We start from the raw sequence: 18,915 nt of genomic DNA on the forward strand, positions 1-18,915 counted from the left end.
TTACCGCATGTCCTATGTGGCGAGTCGATCACTCTGGGTAGTAAGGGAGTGACGGTATCAAAACGGACTTGGGGGGCCTAGCGTGCGATTCCGTGGACCGGTCGGGCTGCTTGCGTTGGCGCTCGTGACCTCGTGCTCGACGGCCAACGCCGCCGAGGAGTCGGGCGCTCCAGCCGCCCCCGCAGCGGACGCCTCGGTGTCCGTCCTGCCGCTGGACAAGGCGGGCAACGTCCCCACCAGCACCACCGTGCTGGTCGCCGCGCAGGGCGGCACGCTGCAGAAGGTCAGCGTGCGCGGCAAGGAGGGCGAGATGCCCGGCGAGATCAGCGCCGACGGCACCCAGTGGCGCAGCAAGCGCACCGCGAGGCCCGGCACCTCCTACGAGGTCACCGCGGTCGCCACCAACCCGGCGGGCAAGAGCGTCGAGGAGAAGAGCACGTTCTCCACGCTCAAGGCCGCCAAGAGCTTCGGCATCGCCGAACTGCTGCCGAACAAGGAGGACCACGGCGCCACCGTCGGCGTCGGCATGCCGATCATGGTCACCTTCGACCGGCCGATCACCGACCGCGTGTCGGTCGAGCGCAACCTGCTGGTCAGGACCAGCAAGCCGGTCGAAGGGGCCTGGCACTGGTTCGACTCCAAGACCGTCCACTACCGGCCCAAGGCGTTCTGGCCCGCGTACACGAAGGTCAGGCTGGAGGCCAAGCTCGCCGGAGTACGCGGCGGCAACGGCATGTACGGCAAGCGCGACTACCGGCTGGACTTCAAGATCGGCCGATCGCAGATCACCAAGGGCTCGACCCGCTCGCACCACCTCACCGTCAAGCGCAACGGCAAGACGGTCAGGACGATCCCGATGAGCGCGGGGCAGGGCGGCGCGTGGAAGTACTACACGACCAGCGGTGTGCACCTGGCCATGTCGCGCGAGCCCGTCACCGTGATGATCTCGCCCGGCATCGGTCCCGGCTCGGCCGGCTACTACCGCAAGGTCGTCTACAACACCGTCCGCATCTCCAGCAGCGGCGAGTACGTGCACAGCGCCCCCTGGTCGGTCGGCTCGCAGGGCTACTCCAACGTCTCGCACGGCTGTGTGAACGTCAGTCCGGGCAACGCCTCCTGGTTCATCAGGAACACGCTGATCGGCGACCCGATCATCATCACCGGGACGCCGCGCGAGCTGGAGCCGACCAACGGCTGGGGCCACTGGCAGGAGAACTGGAAGGAATGGCTGCAGTGGAGCTCGGTCAAGTCCGGCACCACTGAGGAGCTCTAGGCCGTACGTGAACGCAGCTCGCCCGCCGTCGGCAGGCGGGCGCGTACCTCGAAGCCGCCCTCCGGCCTGGCGGCAGCCGTGAGCGTGCCGCCGAACAGCGCGGTGCGCTCTCGCATGCCCACCAGGCCGTTGCCCGGCGCGACCGGGCCGAACGCACGGCCGTTGTCGGCCACCACGAGGTCGAGGAAGCCCGGCCGCCAGCGCAGGGTGACGACGGCGGCCGAGGCGTGGGCGTGCGCCACGGTGTTCTCCAGGGCCTCCTGCACGATCCGGTAGGCAGACAGCTCCAGCGCCGCGCCCAGCTCCATCGCACCGCCGTCCTGCAGCAGCTCCACCCGCAGCCCCGAGCGCCTGATCCGCTCCAGCAGGTCGGCCAGGTCCGACAGCCTCGGCTGCGGCTCACGCGCGTCGGCGGGCGTGGGGCTGAGCAGGGCGATCATCCGTTGCAGCTCGGTCAGCGCCTGCCTGCCCGCCTCCTCGGCCACCCGCAACGTCTCCCTGGCCCGTCCCGGGTCCTTCTCCATGATCATGCGTCCCGCTCCCACGCCGAGCGTCATCACACTCACTCCGTGCGAGACGACGTCGTGCAGCTCACGCGCCAGCCGCGCCCGCGCCGCCTGCACCGCCGCGCTCTCGGCACTGAGCAGGGGAGAGGCATCGCGTACGGCCGGGCGGCGCCGGTCGATCAGCAGGAGGACGACCACGAGCGACAACCCGAGCACGGCCGTCGCCATGATCCAGAAGAGAGGCGGCATGAGCGCACAGTAAAGGCCCAGTCAAGGCTCTGGCGTCCCCATGCCGGGGGATTTCCGCTCCGCCGGTTAGGGGATGGAGTCGCGGCTTTCGTCTGCGGGCTGTGCTGTTTGGCGCCGTTGTCGTCCGGGTTTGGAGGGGGGAATCGCTTCGTGGGGGAGTGATGCCGTTGGCTGGGGAAGATTTTGCGCAGATTTCGTACGGCGAGCTCGCCGCAGGTCCGCCGTGTGCATCCGGCGGGCCCCGAGGCGCTCGCCCTGTGGGGTCCAGCTCCCGAGGCTTCGGTCCCGCAGGGGCCAGGGGCCAGCGGCCAGCGGCCTCAGTACCCCAGAAGCCGCCGTGGCCCGGGTCGTCCGGTTACGGGTGGCGGAGGGAGTTGCTGATCTCGATCCACCGGTCCAGGGTCGAGGCGGCGCGGCCGGAGTCGACGGCCTGGGCGGCTCGGGCGTAGGCGTCGATCATGGCGGAGTCGAGGTCGTCGCCGGGGCCGTCGAGGGCGACCAGGGCGCCGGCGGTGTTGAGCAGGACGGCGTCGCGGATGGGACCGGTCTTGCCGCGCAGCAGGTCGTGCACGGCCTGGGCGTTGAAGGCGACGTCGCCACCGCGCAGGGCGTCGACGGCGGCGCGCGGGATGCCGAGCACGGCGGGGTCGAACGTCGTCTGGACGGCCGAGCCGTCGCGGACGACGTACACGGTCGAGGTCGTCGCGATCGTGAGCTCGTCGAGGCCGTCGTCGCCGCGGAACACCAGCGCCGAGACGCCGCGCTCGGCGAACACCCCGGCGATGATCGGCAGCATGCGGGCGTCGTAGACGCCGATCGCCTGCGCGGCGGGCCTGGCGGGATTGGTCAGCGGCCCCAGGAAGTTGAACACCGTCGGCACGCCGAGCTCCTTGCGGGCCGGCCCGACGAAGCGCAGCGAGGGGTGGTAGACCGGCGCGAAGCAGAACGCGATCCCGGCCTCGGTGGCCACCCGCTCGGTGACGGCGGGCGGCAGGTCGAGCACGACGCCGAGGTGTTCGAGCACGTCGGCGGAGCCGCACGAGGACGAGGCCGCCCTGTTGCCGTGCTTGACGACCCTGGCCCCGGCGGCGGCGGCCACGATGGCGGCCATCGTCGAGACGTTGACGGTGTGGGCCCGGTCGCCTCCGGTGCCGACGATGTCGAGGACCGGCCCCTCGACGCTCAGTGGCGTCGCGATCTCCAGCATCGTGCGCGCCATGCCGGTCACCTCGGCGACCGTCTCGCCCTTGGCCCGCAGTGCCACCGCGAACGCGGCGATCTGCACCGAGGTCGCCGAGTCGGACATGATCTCCCGCATCGCCCACGCGGTTTCGTCCGCGGTCAGGTGCTCACCGGTGAGCAGGGCCGACAGAAGGGAGGGCCAGGTGGTACGCGCGTCCATGGTGACCTTCTTCTCGCGTGGCGCGGGGAGGGGGGAGGGATGGAACTACTTGGCGTTCAGCCGGGAGGCGGTGCGCGAGCGCATGAGGCCCGCGACGGTCTCGGCCAGCACCATCGGGTCGAGCGGCTGCGGCACGACGGCCTCGGCGCGCGACCAGTCGGCCAGCCAGCGGTCGTCGCGCCTGGCGATGATCAGGCAGATCGGCGGGCAGTCGTAGACCTCGTCCTTGGCCTGCTTGGCGATGCCCATGCCACCGGCGGGCCTGGCCTCGCCGTCGAGCACGGCGACGCCGATCTCGCCCGAGCCGAGCCACTGGTGCGCCTTGGGCTCGGTGGCGCACTCGACGATCTCCACGAACGGCACGTCGGCGGCGGGCCTGCGCCCGAGCGCCAGACGAACCTTCTCCCTGGTCGCGGCGTCGTCGCTGTAGACGAGGACCTTCATCGTGTCGTCGGTGCTCACGGTCGCTGCTCACTATCCGTCATAGGCAGGTATGGTCACCAGGGATCGTACCGGTGAGGCGGTGCGGATACCCAGGCCGGAGGGTTTGTCGGGCGTTTTGCCTGGCTTGTCCGGGTTCTCCAGGGGGTTTGTCCCCGCTAACGGGGGGTCGTGCGGCGACCCGACCTCCAGAGCCGCAATAATGCTGCCCGTGGCGACAGCATCCGCAATTACAACGACGACGACAGCGCATTCGTCCCGCAGGCCCAACTTGGTCAGCGTCGGGACGATCGTGTGGCTGTCCTCTGAGCTCATGTTCTTCGCGGCGCTGTTCGCGATGTACTTCACCATCCGGTCGGTGAGCCTCGGTCAGGGAATGCCCTGGCCGGAAGCGCACCTCAATGTCCCGTTCTCAACGGTCAACACGATCATCCTGGTCCTGTCGAGTGTGACGTGTCAGCTTGGTGTGTGGGCCGCGGAAAAGGGTCAGGTCGGCAAGCTCCGGTTCTGGTACTTCGTCAGCTTCCTGATGGGCGCCGTGTTCGTCGGCGGTCAGGTCTACGAGTACATCCAGCTCGCCCACGAAGGTCACACCCTGTCGCACAGCGCGTACGACTCGGTCTTCTACCTGACCACAGGCTTCCACGGCCTGCACGTGACCGGTGGCCTGATCGCGTTCCTGTTCATGCTGGGACGCACGTACGCCGCGAAGCGCTTCACGCATGAGCAGGCCACCAGCGCGATCGTCGTGTCCTACTACTGGCACTTCGTCGATGTCGTCTGGATCGGCCTTTTCGCGACCATCTACATCATCAAGTAAGGATCGGGGATCTCTGTGACAAGGATCACCGCTCGGCGGCGGCATCCCCTCGCGAGATACGCCGTCCTGGCACTGGCGTTGACGCTCTTCGGAGGCGGCTACGCCCTCGTCACCGCGTCCGCGGAGCCCGCGGACGCGGCGCTCGCGTCCGGCAGGATCGACGACGTGGCCGAGGGCAAGAGCCTGTTCGTCGCGCAATGCTCCAGCTGCCACGGCATGAACGCCGAAGGCAGCTCGATGGGCCCGACCCTCGTCGGCGTCGGCGCGGCGGCCGTTGACTTCCAGGTGAGCAGCGGACGCATGCCGATGGAGGCGCCCGGAGCCCAGGCCCCGCGCAAGCCCACGCCCGAGTGGGTCAACGAGGACACCATCCGCCAGCTCGGCGCCTACGTGCAGAGCCTCGGCGGCGGCCCGACCGTCCCGACCAAGGAGATGGTCGACGGAGCGCTCGGCGACCCCGCGAAGGGTGGCGAGCTGTTTCGCGCGAACTGCATCCAGTGCCACAACTTCGTCGGCGCCGGTGGCGCTCTGACGCAGGGCAAGTACGCGCCGAACCTGAACCAGTCCTCGGAGAAGCAGATCTACGAGGCCATGATCACGGGTCCGCAGGCGATGCCGGTCTTCAACGACTCGATCATCACGCCTGAGGACAAGCGCAACATGATCGCGTACATCACGCAGGTCCGCGAGCAGAAGGACCCGGGAGGGTTCGGTCTCGGCCGCATCGGCCCGGTCACCGAGGGCCTCGTGGCCTGGGTCGCGGGCATCGCCGCCCTCGTTCTCGCCGCCATCTGGATCACCGCGAAGAAGCGACAGAAGCCATGACAGACAACGAACACGAGATCGAGCGGCCCGAGGAACGCGTGCCCAAGCGCGTCATCGGCACCCCCGCTCCCGGCAGCCCCATGCTGGCCGCCGAGGAAGTCGAGGCCGAGGCCCCGACTCCGGGAATCATCCCGCAGGACCCGGTGAAGGCGAAGAAGGCCGAGAGGATCGTGGCGCTCTGCTTCACGATCACGTTCCTGGCCTCGCTGGTCTTCATCGTGTCCTACGTGTACTTCCAGGTCGGCGACATCGACGCCACCGGCGTATCGAACCTCGCACTCGGCGGCACGCTGACGCTGGCCCTGCTCGGGCTGGCCGTCGGCATGACGGTCTGGGTGCGGCAGATCATGCCGAAGTACACGATGGTCGAGGACCGCCACCCAATGGGCTCCTCGGAGTCCGACCGGGCCGCGGTCGAGAAGATCTTCATGGACGGCGCGGCCGAGAGCGGCATTCCCAAGCGCCCGCTGCTTCGCCGTACCCTGCTGCTGGCCATGGCGCCGCTGGGCCTGCTTCCTCTGGTCCTGCTGCGTGACCTGGACAACAGCAAGATGCCCGCCTCGAAGTTCCCCGAGGAGCTCAGGCACACCGTCTGGGGTCTGAAGACCAAGGAGGGCAAGGACCGCCGCCTCGTGGTCGAGGGGACCGGCGCGCCGATCAGGGCCGCCGACTTCAACTCGCCCGGCGGCATCCTGTCGGTCGTGCCCGAGGGCTACGAGCACGACCTCAACGCGCTGGCGAAGGCGACGCTGATCCTGCTCAAGTTCCGGCCGGAGGAGATCAAGTCCGGCACGAACCTGAACTGGACCCACGACGGCATCGTCGCCTACTCCAAGATCTGCACGCACGTCGGCTGCCCCGCGGCCCTGTACGAGCAGACCACGCACCACATCCTGTGCCCGTGCCACCAGTCCACCTTCGACGCCGCCGACGGCGCCAAGGTGGTCTTCGGCCCGGCCGCGCGCCCGCTGCCCCAGCTCCACATCGACGTCGACGCCGAGGGCTTCCTCGTGGCCAAGAGCGACTTCGCGGTGCCCGTCGGTCCCAGCTTCTGGGAGCGCGGCGACGCCGAGGCCGAGGTCAGGGCGAACGGAGGCCACGCATGAGCACCAACACCCAGAGCGCACCCAAGGCCATCGCCGGCCCGGCGCGTTACATCGACGACAGGGTGGGACTCGGCGGCGGTCTGAAGGTCTTCATGCGGAAGATCTTCCCCGACCACTGGTCGTTCCTGCTGGGTGAGATCGCGCTCTACTCGTTCATCATCCTGCTGCTCACCGGTACGTTCCTGACGTTCTGGTTCAAGCCCGGCATGGCGCACGTCATCTACGACGGCCCGTACGAGCCGCTGCAGAACGTGATGATGTCCGAGGCCTACGCCTCGGCGCTGGAGATCAGCTTCGAGGTGCGCGGCGGTCTGCTCATGCGGCAGATCCACCACTGGGCCGCCCTCCTGTTCATCGCGGGCATGATGGTGCACGCGCTCCGTGTGTTCTTCACCGGTGCGTACCGCAAGCCGCGCGAGCTGAACTGGATCATCGGCGTCCTGCTGCTGACGCTGGCCCTGGCCGCCGGTCTCACCGGCTACTCGCTGCCCGACGACCTGCTCTCCGGCGCCGGTCTGCGGATCACCGAGGGTGTGGCGATCTCGCTGCCGCTGGTCGGCACCTACGTCACGTTCTTCCTGTTCGGCGGGGAGTATCCGGGCGAGGACGTCGTCGCCAGGTTCTACTCGCTGCACATCCTGCTGATCCCGGGCATCCTGCTGGCGCTGATCACGGCCCACATGATCCTCATGGTCGTGCAGAAGCACACGCAGATGCCCGGCAAGGGCCGCACCGACAAGAACGTGGTCGGCGCGCCGTTCTTCCCCGCCTTCGCCATCAAGGGCGGGGCGTACTTCATGTTCACCTTCGCGGTGCTCGCCGGGCTGGGGACCTTCGCGCAGATCAACCCGATCTGGCTGTTCGGTCCCTACACGCCCGCCGACATCTCGGCCGGGTCGCAGCCCGACTTCTACATGGGCTTCCTCGAAGGCTCGCTGCGACTGATGCCCGCATGGGAGATCAACTTCCTGGGCTTCACCCTGCCGATGAGCGTGATCATTCCCGCCCTGGTGCCGATGGGCATCGTCATGACGGGTCTGGCCGCCTATCCCTTCATCGAACAGTGGATCACCGGGGACAAGCGCGAGCACCACGTCGTGGAGCGCCCGCGCAACAACCCGGTCCGCACCTCGATCGGTATGGCGGGCGTCACGTTCTACGGTGTGCTGTGGCTGCTCGGCGCCAACGACGAGATCTCGGCGTTCTTCCACATCAGCCTGAACGTGACCACCTATGCGGGTCGTGTGCTGATCTTCCTCGGCCCGGCGCTGGCCTATGTGATCACCTACCGCATGTGTCTCGGGCTGCAGCGTTCCGACGCCGCGGTCATCGGGCACGGCGTCGAGTCCGGTGTCATCAAGCGCCTGCCGCACGGTGAGTACATCGAGGTCCACGTGCCACCGGCCGAGGACATCGAGGCTCACATGCGTGGCAAGTCGCCCATTCCGATCATCGAAGACACCGAGGAGAAGGACGGCATCCCCGCCAAGGGCATGCGCGGTCCGCTCGGCAAGCTCCGGGCTCGGCTGAGCAAGGCGTACGGCGGGGAGAAGATCCCGCTCGACGACGGCCACGGCCACGACGACGACCACAAGTCGCTCACGCACTGACGCTCACGCGACGGAGAAGGCCCGGGGCACACGCCCCGGGCCTTTTCCGTTGCCGTCAGGCGCGCACCTCGGCGGCCGTGTGCCCGCGCAGGTGCGCCAGGCTCACCCCGGGAGCGGTCTCGACGAGTACCAGGCCGTCGGCGGTGACGTCGAGCACGCCCAGGTCGGTGATCACGCGATGCACGCAGGCCCGGCCGGTGAGGGGGAGCGAGCACTCCTCGACGATCTTCGGCGAGCCGTCCTTGGCCACATGATCCATGATCACCAGAACCCGCCGTGCGCCGTGCACCAGGTCCATGGCCCCGCCCATGCCCTTGACCAGCCTGCCAGGCACCATCCAGTTGGCCAGGTCGCCCCGCGCCGACACCTGCATCGCGCCCAGCACGGCGACGTCGATGTGCCCGCCCCGGATCATGCCGAACGACAGGGCGGAGTCGAAGAAGGACGCGCCGGGCCGTACGGTGACCGTCTCCTTGCCCGCGTTGATCAGATCCGGGTCGACCTCGTCCTCGGCCGGGTAGGGGCCGACGCCGAGTATGCCGTTCTCGGAGTGCAGCACGACGTCCACATCGGGCGCGAGGAAGGAGGGGATGCGGGTGGGCAGGCCGATGCCGAGATTGACGTGGTCGCCGTCACGCAGCTCGGCCGCGGCCCTGGCGACCATCTCGTCCCTCGACCACGTCACGGCCTGACCGTCCGCTTCTCGATGCCCTTGGCGGCGGCCTGCTCGGGGGTGAGCACGACCACGCGCTGGACGAACACGCCGGGCAGGTGCACCTCGTCGGGGTCGAGCTCGGTCAGCTCCTCGATCTCGGCGATCGTGACGCGTCCGGCCATCGCGGCCAGCGGGTTGAAGTTGCGGCTCGACCCCCGGAACGCCAGATTGCCGTGCCGGTCGCCGCGTGCCGCCCTGACCAGGGCGAAGTCGGTGGTGATGCCGCGCTCCAGCACATGGTCGACGCCGTCGAAGGCGCGCACCTCCTTGGGCGGCGAGGTCACCGCGACCGAGCCGTCAGGCGCGTGGCGCAGCGGCAGCCCGCCGTCGGCGACCGGCGTGCCGACACCGGCGGGGGTGTAGAAGGCGGGGATGCCGCAGCCTCCGGCGCGCAGCCGCTCGGCCAGGCTGCCCTGCGGGGTCAGCTCGACCTCCAGCTCGCCCGCGAGGTACTGGCGGGCGAACTCCCTGTTGTCGCCGATGTAGGAGGCGGTGACCCTGGCGATGCGCCGGGCGGCCAGCAGGATGCCCAGGCCGCCGCCGTCCACACCGCAGTTGTTCGACACCACGCCGATGCCGCGCACGCCCGTGTCGTACAGGGCGCGGATCAGCACGTCGGGTATCCCGGCGAGGCCGAAGCCGCCGACCGCGAAGGACGCGCCGTCGTGCACGTCGGCCAGCGCCTCCCGGGCACTGGCGATGACCTTGTCGCGTCCCACGGCACTCCATGTGTTCGCAAATCTGCGACGAGTATGCGCAGCGCGCCCGGCCCTGTCAAAGGCCGGGCGACGTCCGCTCCCCGGCCACGTCCGCCCCAGGAGCGTCGAGCGGCGGGCCCCGGCCCTGTGCTCGGAGGGGAGCGTGGGACGGCCTGCCGTACGGAAGGGGGTCAGTCCGACTCGGTGAGGCCGATCGAGAAGGCGGCGTCCAGGTCGTGGCGCGAGTAGGTGCGGAAGGCGATGTGGGTCTCGGTGCGCAGGACTCCGGCGACCTTGTTCAGGCGGCCGGGGACGACCTCGGCGATCTGCTCGTAGTCGGCGACGCGGACCATGGCCAGCAGGTCGAACTCGCCGGTGATGGAGTACACCTCGGTGACCTCGTCGATCTCGGCGATCGTCTGGGCGACCTCCGGGATACGGTCCACCTCGGCGTTGATGTGCACGATGGCCGTGACCACGTCGTCCTCCTCGTTCGGTGCCGCTTGCCAGCCGACTCTAGTCTGCCGACCGGCCGCCTCAGCGCAGCGGACGCCCTTCGCGCGCCCGCCGGTGTTCCATGCCCTTGTACGCGAAGTCGATGCGGGCCTTGTGCCGGGCGGCTCCGTGTGCGGGAAGCGCCCATTCGCCGTCGATGTCGACGAGCCTGACGCCGGGCGACTCCAGCCAGCGCAGGATGGTCTCGGTCTCCTCGGCGCTGGCCGCGTGGATGGGCCCGGGGCCGGGCACGACGGTCTCGGCGGTGGCGACCAGCGCCTCGACGAACGGCGTCGGGTGCGCGCCGCGCGGCATCATCCCGGCGGCGCACAGCCTGCCGTGCCTGATGACGTGGATCTCCCAGCCGCCGTCGAAGGCGGGCGAGGCGGCGACGACCTGCGGGATGCGGGTGAGCGAGGTGAGCCGCTGCATGCGCGCCGCGGTCCGCACGTAGGCCGCCAGCCGGTCGCGGTCGAGCGAGGCCTCCTCGTATCGCTGCTCGACCGCCAGGCGCTCCATCCGGGCTTCGAGCGCGGTGTAGACGGACGTGACGTCCAGCTCCATGGCGCGGCGGGCGCCCTCGACGTGCCTGGCGTAGTCGGCGGCGCTCTCGCGGCCCTCGCAGGGGGCGCCGCAGCGCCCGATCTCGGCCAGCGCGCAGGCCGAGCGGGTGGCGCGTGCGGTGATGCGCTCGGTGCACTGGCGCAGCGGCAACGCCTCGTGCATGGCGGTGCGGGCGTCGTCGGCGGCCCTGACGCTGCCGAAAGGCCCGAGATAGGTGGCGCCGTCGTCCTTGAGCTCGCGCACGATCGACAGGCGGGGGAACGGCTCGTCGGTGAGCTTGAGCCACACGACCTTCTCGGGGAAGCGCGAGCGCCGGTTGTAGCGCGGTTTGGCGCCGCCGATCAGGCGCAGCTCCCTGACCTCGGCCTCAAGGCCGGTGGTGCAGACGATGTGCCGCACGCGGTCGGCGATGCCGATCATCTCGCGGATGCGCGGCCTGGTCTCGCTCGCGGTGAAGTACGAGCGCACCCGGTTGCGCAGATTGGTGCTCTTGCCGATGTAGAGCACCTCCCCGCGCTGGTCCTCGAACAGGTAGACGCCGGGCGAGTGCGGCACCTGGTCGGCCAGATGGCGCTTGCGCTGCTGCTCGGGCGTCGGCGCCCTGACGAACGACTTGAGCTCCTCCAGCGTGTGCACCTGGAAGGACCCGGCCCGCTCGATGAGGCCGTGCAGCACGTCGACGGTGGCCTGGGCGTCCTGCAGCGCGCGGTGGCACGGCTCGACGGAGCTCCTGAACACGCGGGCGAGCGTGGCGAGCTTGCAGTTGGGCGTCTCGTCCCTGGTGAGCACCCGCCGGGCCAGGTCGACGGTGTCGACGACCGGGTTGGCCGGAGGCGGGTAGCCCTGCGCGGCGCACGCGGCCTTGATGAAGGACATGTCGAAGGAGGCGTTGTGCGCCACGATGGTGGCGCCCTTGACGAACTCGAGGAAGCTCGGCAGCACCGACTCGATCCGGGGCGCCTTGACGACCATGGTGTCGGTGATGCCGGTCAGCACCGAGATGAACGGCGGGATCGGCATGCCGGGGTCGACGAGCGTGGCGAGCTCGCCGAGCACCGCACCGCCCCGCACCTTGACGGCGCCGATCTCGGTGATCCGGTGTTCGGCCGCGGAGCCTCCTGTCGTCTCGAGGTCGAAGACCACGAAGGTGACCTCGTTCAGAGGGGTGCCCAGCTCGTCGAGTGTGCCCTGTACCGCGTCCACGACCAAGACCATAGAAGCAAGGACCGACAGTTGGCAGAGCCCGCCCGGCCTTCCGCAGCAAAAAACGTTGTACGACCGGATCATTCGTTAGTCTCCCGGTATGTCCGGGGGACGACTCGCCAATCGATACACGCTGCTCCAGCCGCTGGGACGCGGTGGCATGGGCACCGTCTGGCTGGCCAGGGACGAGATGCTCGACCGTGACGTCGCGGTCAAGGAGCTCATCATCCCCGAAGGCCTGACCGACGCCCAGCGCGACGAGGCGGCCACCCGCTCGGTGCGCGAGGCGCAGTCGACCGCGCAACTACGCCATCCCGGCATCGTCGCCCTGCACGACGTGCTGATCGCCAACGGCAGGCCGTGGCTGATCATGGAGCTGCTGCGCGGCCGGACGCTGGGCCAGGTCGTCAAGGAGTACGGCCCGATGCCGCCCGAGCGTGCGGCCAGGGTCGGCGGCGACGTCGTGGAGGCGCTCATCGCCGCGCACGCCCAGGGCGTGCAGCACCGCGACGTCAAGCCGGGCAACATCTTCCTCACCGACAGCGGCCGCGTCGTGCTGACCGACTTCGGCATCGCCAGGCAGGAGGGCCGCACGGCGCTCACCGAGGCGGGCATGCTGGTCGGCTCGCCCGGCTTCATCGCGCCCGAGATCCTGGAGGGCAACCTCGGCGGCCCGGCCTCCGACCTGTGGTCGCTCGGCTCGTCGTTGTACTCGGCGGTGGAGGGCAGGGCGGCCTACGAGGGCAGTCCCGGCGAGCGCATCAGTGCGACCGTGACCTCGCCGCCGCGCGTCGCGGTCAACGCCGGGGCGCTCGGGCCGGTGCTGAGCGCCCTGATGGCCCGCGACCCGGCCGCACGGCCCGACCTGGAGACGGCGCTCAGGCTGCTCAGGCAGGTGGCGGCCGGCGACGGCGCCGACTACGAGTACGACGCCACCCAACCGGCCAGGGGCGCCAGGCCGAAACGCCTGCGCGTGGTGCTCGGCGCGGTCGCGGTGCTGGCCGTCGCGGCGGGCGTCACCGGCACCGTCGTGCTGAACATGGAGCCGACGCCGCCCGAGGCGTACACGATGCCGGTCGACCTGTGCACGCTGCTGACGCCCGCGCAGGTCGGGGAGGCGCTGGGCACGGGCAGCCCGCCCACGGGGGTGCGCAGGAGCGACGGCGAGGGCACCTCGTGCGGCTGGGCCACGCCGGGCCAGGGCGTCGCGGTCCTGGTGGAGAAGGACTCCGACACGCCGCAGCCCTGGTCGATGACCCCGCAGGCGGCCGACGCGCTGTTCGACAACCGGGTCAGGATCTGGGACCGGCCGATGAAGAGCGTGCAGTGGACCTGGCCCGAGATCGGCGTGTCCAAAACACTTTCGGCCGAGTCGTCGGCGGCCAGGACGGTGGAGGGCGTGGGCGAGGAGGCGTTCGGGTTCGAGCTCGGCGCGCCGGGCGGCCGGGTGCACACGGCGAGCGTGTACTACCGGCTGGCCAATCTCGTGGTCAGGGTGGACTACTCCACGCTCAACGCCAAGCCGACCGACGAGCAGATCAGGCACAAGGCGCTGGAGGCGGCCAAGCGGACCGCCGCGGCGCTGCGGGGTGAGGTGTAGTGCTGCTGGCCGGACGCTACGCACTGGGCGAGCCGCTCGGCGCGGGCGGCTCCGGCACGGTCTGGCGGGCCAGGGACGAGGTCCTGCACCGCGAGGTGGCGATCAAGCGCGTGCGCGTGCCCACCGGCCAGGACGCCGCCGCCTACGCGCGCAGGGCCCTGCACGAGGCCAGGATGACGGCGGGGCTGCGCGACCCGGGCATCGTCGTGGTGCACGACGTGGTGCTCGCCGACGGCCTGCCGTGGATCGTGATGGACCTGGTGGACGGCCGCTCGCTCGACCGCGTGGTCGCCGACGAGGGGCCGCTGCCGCCCGAACGGGTCGCGGCGATCGGCGCGCAGATCATGGCGGCGCTCACCCACGCCCACGACCACGGCCTGCTGCACCTGGACGTCAAGCCGGGCAACATCCTGCTGGACGCCGACGGCCGGGCCCTGCTGACCGACTTCGGCATCGCCGCACGCGTGGGCGGGCACGGGGACTCGGCCACGTCGGGCACGTCCGGCTACATGCCGCCGGAACGGCTGAACGCCGTGGCGCCGACGCCCGCCTCCGACCTGTGGTCGCTCGGCGCGGCCCTGTACACGGCCGTCGAGGGCGAGGCGCCCTTCCACCGCGAGGTGCCCGCCGCGGTCGCCGCCGCCGTCCTGCTGCACGAGCCGCCACCGCCGCTGCGTGCCGGTCCCGTGCTGGGCCCGCTGCTGCTGGCGATGCTGGCCAAGAACCCGGCCGACCGGCCCGCACCGCACGAGGTCGCCGCCGTGCTCGCCGGTCCCGTCGGCGGGCCGCGCCGCAGGCCGTGGTGGCTGCTCGGCCTGCTCCCCGTGGCCCTGGCACTCGGCTGGTACGGCCTGGCCAGGCCTGACCCGCCTCCCGACGGCCGTTTCGCCGCACTGCCCGACGCGTGCGCGCTGGTCGGCGACACGCGGGCGGCCGAGCTGCTCGGCGGGCAGGTGCGCACGACGGTGCCGCGCCCGGGGGAGTGCCGATGGGAGCACCGCGACGGCGTGCGGACCGATCGTTCGCTGTCGGTCAGGCTGTCGGTCGAGCCGAGGGGCCAGGACGTCGCGAAGATCCTGTTCGACGACGAACGCGCCACGGCGGCGGCGGGCACCAAGGGGGCGATCAGGGAGGCCTGGTCGCCGACCAGGGACGTGCCCGGCCTCGGCGACGCCGCCTACGCGCACGACCACATGCGCCGTCTCGGCTTCGGCGGCCAGGGCACCGAGTACGACGCCTCCAGCCTGCTGCGGATCAGGTCGAGCAACCTGGTGGCGGTGGTCGCGGTCACGGCGCACGGCGTCGAGAGGATGTCGGACCGGGAGCGCGGGGCGGCGCTGGTCGCCGCTGAATGGGTTTCGGCGGCCCTGAATGGCTAGCATCTTCGTCCGGACATATATGGACAACGGCGGGAGTCCTTCGTGAACCCTGGTAGCGACGACGACTACCACCGGATGCACCCCGGGCAGCGACAGCCGCCGCCCTCGCCGTACCTGCAGCCCGCACAGGACCGCAGGCCGCCCTACGCCCCCGCGCACGGCACGCTCCCGCCGAACCCCACCGGTCCGACGGCGCCAGGCGGCCGAAGGCGCAGGAAGGGCGGCGGCTGGGTGATACCCGCGATGGCGGCCACGATCGTCCTGGTCCTGCTCGGCGGCATCGCCGCCTACTTCGTGTACGGCAGGCGCGACCCTTCGCCCTCGGCCCTCCCGCAGGCGTCCAAGGGCAGGCCGCAGGGCGGCGCCCCGCCCGACGTGTGCTCGATGATCCCCAAGGGCGAGGCCGAACGCCTGGTCCCGGAGGCGGCGGTGGCCAAGGACTCCAAGGACATCGACGTCGGCATCCGATGGTCGTGCTCGTGGAAGAACGACCGCATCTCGCACGGCGAGTACGTCCGCAGCCGCGAGATCCAGGTCAAGCTCTTCCAGCACAGGGGAAGCGGCAACAAGACCGGCAGAGCGATGGCCGAGCAGGCCCACGAGAGCGACTTCGAGTACTTCACCTACCGGAACACCACCAAGCCCTCCCCGGCCCCCAAGCCGGGCGACAAGCAGTACTACTCGCCGGTCGCCGAGGTGCCAGGCGTGGGCGAGGGCGCCTTCTCGCAGTACGTGTGGACCAGGTCCGGCGACCTGCTGTGGTACTCCTTCGGCGAAGGGCGGGGCCGCGTCGGCGACATCACGTTCGAGGTGAAGTTCCAGGCGGGCCAGCAGCGCAAGGACGCCAAGATCCTCACGGCCGACACCACCCGCTCGGTCAGCGAGCAGAACGCCCTGCGCACGGTGTCCGGCCTGCTCACCCACGTGGCCAAGGGCGTGACGGCCTGGCGGGCGAGCAACCCGGGCACGCTCGGCCGCCCCGATCCGGCCACGAGCGCCACCGCCGCCGCGCCCAGCGCCTCGCCGTCGGCCGCGCCCGAGCCGACCGTGCTCGCCGCCTTCCCCCAGGCCTGCGCGCGCACCGGACAGGCCGCGGCCACGGTCGTGCCGAAGGCCACCACCAGGGCGAGAGGCAGTCAGGGCGCCGGTTTCACCGAGACCGAGTGCCGCTGGCTCAACGTCGACCTGCCTGCGGGCAAGGGCCTCAGGGACATCCGCAGCGCCCTCGTCACCGTCGCCGCCTACACCGACAGGGCGGGCCGCGCGAACGAGGCCGGAGCCAAGGGCCGCTACACCGAGGAGGTCGGCAGGACGCGCTCGACCGAGGGCAGTTCGTTCGGCGGCATCGCCTGGAGCAAGGTGCAACGCCTCAAGGGCCTGGGCCAGGAGGCGTTCGTCCAGTACGTCCGTAGCGAGACCGAGAGCCCGCACGTCGGCACCGGGCTCGTCGTGGCCAGAACGGGCGCCTACGTCGTCCTGGTCGACTTCGCCGGAGCCCGCCTGCCGAAGGACGCCGAGCTCAACTCACCCGAGTCGGTGCTGATGGCGGGCGCCGAGGCGAGATCCGGAGCGCGAACCCTGGCCGAGGCCATGCTCACCGCCCTGGCGGAGGGCGGCATCGGCTGACGTGCTGCCCTGCCCGCACGCGAGGAAGGGCGTGAGCAGGCCGGGTACGGCGCGGGCGGCCACGTCCAGGCCCTGGGAGGCGCCGACGTCGACCAGGTCGTAGCGGCCGTCGCCCGCCGCCGTCGTCGCCGTGACCGTGATCAGGCCTAGCCTGCGCTGGAAGGGCGACTGCCTGACCGTCCAGCCGATGATCCCCGCCCGTTCGAGCGCGACCGTGCGCCGCGCCGTTGTACCCGAGCGGGTCACCAGGTGCAGCGGCGTCAGGCGGTGCCCCAGCGCGCGGTAGGAGGCGAGGCCGCCCGCCAGCGAGAGCGCCAGCACCGCCGCGGGCGCCGCGTAGGCCCACACCGGCATGTCCCGCCACACCAGCCCCGTGACCACGACCGCCACCAGCAGGACGCCGGCGTCGAGGAACGCCGATCGCACCCGGCGCAGCCTGGCCTGTGCCGGATGAGGGGTCAGGGCGGGTGCGAGCACGGCCGGTGTCTCCTCGTGCGTCCTGACGGCCAGGACGGCGTCGGCGATCCGCCTGGCCTCGGCGCGCGGCATCGGCGGGGTCAGGCCGGACAGGTCCTCGCTCTTGCCCTCCTCGCCCGACGTGCTGCCGCGCAGCCCGGTCGCCAGCGCCTTGACCTTGGCGCCGCCGCCCAGGCGCAGCAGGAGGGGTTCGTACAGCTCGACGCCCCGCAGCCGCCGCGTCTGCAGCGTCAGCGAGCGCGTGGTCAGCAGCCCTCTGCTCAGCCGCAGGACGCCTGGCTCGCGATCGAGGCGGTAGCGGCCCCACGACTCGGCGAACAGCGCCACCGCCCCCACCAGCCCGACCAGCAGATTGACCGCGACCAGCACCGGAACGCCGATCCACAACGACACCGAGGTGAACCACGCCCACACGCCCTGCGCATCGTCCATCGTGAACAGCTCCACGCCTATGACGTCGAGCACCTTGTCCAGCACCCGGTACAGCAGCGCCACGACGACGGCGCCGCCGACCAGCGTCCACACGGTCAGCGGCGCGTACCTGATCCACTCCCAGCGCAGCCGCGCGACGGCCGTGTCCGGCGGCTGTGCGGCGATCGTCTCGGGAGCGGCCCGGCGCAGGAGCAGGCCGCGCAGGCGTTCGGCCTCGGGTGCGGGCAGGGCGTCGAGGGTCAGGCCCGAGTTCTCGCCGCCGCCCTGCTCGCCGGTGCCCACCTTGACGACGGCCAGGCCGAACACCCTGCGTACGGGATCGGCCGTCACGTCCACGCTGCGGACCCGGTCGCGCGGGATCGAGCGGTGCCGCCTGTCGAACACGCCCGACCGCAGCTCGAAGCGCTCCTCGCCGAGCCGCCAGCGCGTCGTGCGCAGCCTGGCCAGTTCGTAGGCGAGCACCGAGGCCATGGCCAGCACCGCGACCGCCGTACCGGCCCCGGCCACGAACGCGAGCGGCACGTCCTGGCTCAGCGCCACCCTGGACAGCACCAGCACGCCGGGCACGACACCGGTCAGCGCCACCAGCGCCCGCACCGCGACCGTGCGCGCGCCGAGTTCCCGCCAGCCGGTCTCGGGCGTGCTCACGTCGCGTCCCCCTCGGTCGCCTGGGTGATCGCCGTGAGCCGTTCGGTCAGCTCGGCCGCCAGCTCCTGGTCCAGCGCCTCGATCTTGATCGCGCCCGAGGCCGAGCCGGTCGTGACGGTCACGTCGGACAGCCCGAAGTAGCGCTGCACCGGGCCCTGCTGCCTGTCGACGGTCTGGACGCGCGACATCGGGGCCACCCGCCAGGTGGCCGTCGGCCAGCCGGAACGCGTGTACACCGCCTCGTCGGTCACCTCCCACCTGGCCACCCGGTAGGCCGCCCTCGGCACGACCAGCACGAACAGCAGCGCGAGCACGGCCAGCGCGCCGAGCCCGACGCTCCACGCGGTGCCCCTGTCGGTCAGGAACCAGTACGCGAGGGACGCGCCCAGCACCAGCGGCACCGCCAGCAGCACCCCCTGCACGCTCCACAGCCCGACCGCGCGGGCGTCGGCCCTGTTGCGCGGCGGGCGCAGGCCCAGCGGGCCCGCCGCCGTCGGCTCGCTCACGCCCGCCTCCTGTCGGCCTCGCTCGTGCTCCTGCCGCTCGACCCGAAGGCCACCAGCGCGAACCCGAGCACGGCCAGCACGATCGCCGCGAAGACCTCCTTGCCGTCGAACACCGGCAGGTTGACCACCAGGACGTTCGTCGCCCAGCGCCACACGCCGAACAGATGGTTGATCAGGCCGCACACGCCCTGCACCACCACGAACCAGCCGACGACCTCGAGAGCTCTCTTCATGCTCCAAGCCTGGCCCGCGTGCCCGCCACGCCACCTCGGCCAGAGGTCGACACGTCATCGACTTTGGTCTGCTGTCGGCCGCACGCCCGCCGCCCTAACCTGGAGGG

18 protein-coding genes are annotated in these 18,915 nt (G+C 70.9%); 8 read left to right on the forward strand and 10 right to left on the reverse strand.

Annotation, left to right across the window (positions count from 1 at the left end; translation table 11 throughout):
• Positions 1-82 precede the first annotated feature (82 nt).
• On the forward strand, positions 83-1,273 hold the full coding sequence (locus ACTWNK_RS14095; protein WP_474304383.1) for a L,D-transpeptidase: 1,191 nt from the start codon (positions 83-85) through the stop codon (positions 1,271-1,273).
• Here ACTWNK_RS14095 and ACTWNK_RS14100 read toward each other — a convergent pair.
• The 3 genes from ACTWNK_RS14100 to ACTWNK_RS14110 all read right to left on the reverse strand — a co-directional run bounded on the left by ACTWNK_RS14100 (position 1,270) and on the right by ACTWNK_RS14110 (position 3,874).
• Positions 1,270-2,028, reverse strand: a complete 759-nt coding sequence (locus ACTWNK_RS14100) for a sensor histidine kinase (RefSeq protein ID WP_474304384.1) — start codon at positions 2,026-2,028, stop codon at positions 1,270-1,272. The genes ACTWNK_RS14095 and ACTWNK_RS14100 overlap by 4 nt on opposite strands.
• A gap of 355 nt (positions 2,029-2,383) precedes the next feature.
• Complete coding sequence (gene trpD, locus ACTWNK_RS14105) at positions 2,384-3,430, reverse strand: anthranilate phosphoribosyltransferase (protein WP_474304385.1); 1,047 nt, start codon at positions 3,428-3,430, stop codon at positions 2,384-2,386.
• A 45-nt stretch (positions 3,431-3,475) separates the two neighbouring features.
• Complete coding sequence (locus ACTWNK_RS14110) at positions 3,476-3,874, reverse strand: hypothetical protein (protein ID WP_474310913.1); 399 nt, start codon at positions 3,872-3,874, stop codon at positions 3,476-3,478.
• Positions 3,875-4,073: 199 nt separating this feature from the next.
• On the opposite strand from ACTWNK_RS14110, the gene ctaE reads away from it, so the two are divergent.
• Genes ctaE through qcrB form a run of 4 tightly spaced genes read left to right on the forward strand, consistent with a single transcriptional unit; the run spans position 4,074 to position 8,232 of the window.
• Positions 4,074-4,691 carry an aa3-type cytochrome oxidase subunit III gene (gene ctaE / locus ACTWNK_RS14115; RefSeq protein WP_474304386.1) on the forward strand — a complete coding sequence of 206 codons (618 nt, stop codon included), beginning with the start codon at positions 4,074-4,076 and terminating at the stop codon, positions 4,689-4,691.
• 15 nt (positions 4,692-4,706) lie between these two features.
• Positions 4,707-5,516 carry a cytochrome bc1 complex diheme cytochrome c subunit gene (gene qcrC, locus ACTWNK_RS14120; protein ID WP_474304387.1) on the forward strand — a complete coding sequence of 270 codons (810 nt, stop codon included), beginning with the start codon at positions 4,707-4,709 and terminating at the stop codon, positions 5,514-5,516.
• Entirely contained in the window at positions 5,513-6,622 is a 1,110-nt protein-coding gene (gene qcrA, locus ACTWNK_RS14125) for a cytochrome bc1 complex Rieske iron-sulfur subunit (RefSeq protein WP_474304388.1), read from the forward strand. Before qcrC ends, qcrA begins: the two co-directional genes overlap by 4 nt.
• Complete coding sequence (gene qcrB / locus ACTWNK_RS14130) at positions 6,619-8,232, forward strand: cytochrome bc1 complex cytochrome b subunit (RefSeq protein WP_474304389.1); 1,614 nt, start codon at positions 6,619-6,621, stop codon at positions 8,230-8,232. The genes qcrA and qcrB overlap by 4 nt, the downstream gene beginning before the upstream one ends.
• A gap of 55 nt (positions 8,233-8,287) precedes the next feature.
• Here the strand turns inward: qcrB and ACTWNK_RS14135 are convergent, their stop codons facing one another.
• The 4 genes from ACTWNK_RS14135 to ACTWNK_RS14150 all read right to left on the reverse strand — a co-directional run bounded on the left by ACTWNK_RS14135 (position 8,288) and on the right by ACTWNK_RS14150 (position 11,919).
• The gene (locus ACTWNK_RS14135; protein WP_474304390.1) at positions 8,288-8,917 is read right to left on the reverse strand and encodes a CoA transferase subunit B; all 630 of its coding nucleotides are present in this window, start codon (positions 8,915-8,917) and stop codon (positions 8,288-8,290) included.
• Positions 8,914-9,666, reverse strand: a complete 753-nt coding sequence (locus ACTWNK_RS14140; RefSeq protein ID WP_474304391.1) for a CoA transferase subunit A — start codon at positions 9,664-9,666, stop codon at positions 8,914-8,916. The genes ACTWNK_RS14135 and ACTWNK_RS14140 overlap by 4 nt, the downstream gene beginning before the upstream one ends.
• Positions 9,667-9,836: 170 nt before the next feature.
• Entirely contained in the window at positions 9,837-10,124 is a 288-nt protein-coding gene (locus ACTWNK_RS14145; protein ID WP_474304392.1) for an Lrp/AsnC family transcriptional regulator, read from the reverse strand.
• A 58-nt stretch (positions 10,125-10,182) separates the two neighbouring features.
• Positions 10,183-11,919, reverse strand: a complete 1,737-nt coding sequence (locus ACTWNK_RS14150) for a DEDD exonuclease domain-containing protein (protein WP_474304393.1) — start codon at positions 11,917-11,919, stop codon at positions 10,183-10,185.
• 88 nt (positions 11,920-12,007) lie between these two features.
• Here ACTWNK_RS14150 and ACTWNK_RS14155 point away from each other — a divergent pair, with 88 nt between their 5' ends.
• The 3 genes from ACTWNK_RS14155 to ACTWNK_RS14165 are packed head-to-tail and all read left to right on the forward strand — an operon-like array spanning position 12,008 to position 16,512.
• Positions 12,008-13,507 carry a serine/threonine-protein kinase gene (locus ACTWNK_RS14155; protein WP_474304394.1) on the forward strand — a complete coding sequence of 500 codons (1,500 nt, stop codon included), beginning with the start codon at positions 12,008-12,010 and terminating at the stop codon, positions 13,505-13,507.
• Positions 13,507-14,886, forward strand: coding sequence for a serine/threonine-protein kinase (locus ACTWNK_RS14160; RefSeq protein WP_474304395.1), 1,380 nt, complete (start codon positions 13,507-13,509; stop codon positions 14,884-14,886). The genes ACTWNK_RS14155 and ACTWNK_RS14160 overlap by 1 nt, the downstream gene beginning before the upstream one ends.
• 42 nt (positions 14,887-14,928) lie before the next feature.
• Entirely contained in the window at positions 14,929-16,512 is a 1,584-nt protein-coding gene (locus tag ACTWNK_RS14165) for a hypothetical protein (protein WP_474304396.1), read from the forward strand.
• Here the strand turns inward: ACTWNK_RS14165 and ACTWNK_RS14170 are convergent.
• The 3 genes from ACTWNK_RS14170 to ACTWNK_RS14180 are packed head-to-tail and all read right to left on the reverse strand — an operon-like array spanning position 16,411 to position 18,808.
• The gene (locus ACTWNK_RS14170) at positions 16,411-18,069 is read right to left on the reverse strand and encodes a PH domain-containing protein (protein ID WP_474304397.1); all 1,659 of its coding nucleotides are present in this window, start codon (positions 18,067-18,069) and stop codon (positions 16,411-16,413) included. The two genes, ACTWNK_RS14165 and ACTWNK_RS14170, sit on opposite strands and share 102 nt — an antisense overlap.
• Positions 18,066-18,575 (reverse strand): PH domain-containing protein, encoded by a 510-nt coding sequence (locus ACTWNK_RS14175; RefSeq protein WP_474304398.1) that lies wholly within the window; start codon positions 18,573-18,575, stop codon positions 18,066-18,068. Before ACTWNK_RS14175 ends, ACTWNK_RS14170 begins: the two co-directional genes overlap by 4 nt.
• Complete coding sequence (locus tag ACTWNK_RS14180) at positions 18,572-18,808, reverse strand: hypothetical protein (protein ID WP_474304399.1); 237 nt, start codon at positions 18,806-18,808, stop codon at positions 18,572-18,574. The genes ACTWNK_RS14175 and ACTWNK_RS14180 overlap by 4 nt, the downstream gene beginning before the upstream one ends.
• Positions 18,809-18,915 lie beyond the last annotated feature (107 nt).

The organism is Nonomuraea sp. IBHARD001, assembly GCF_056106265.1.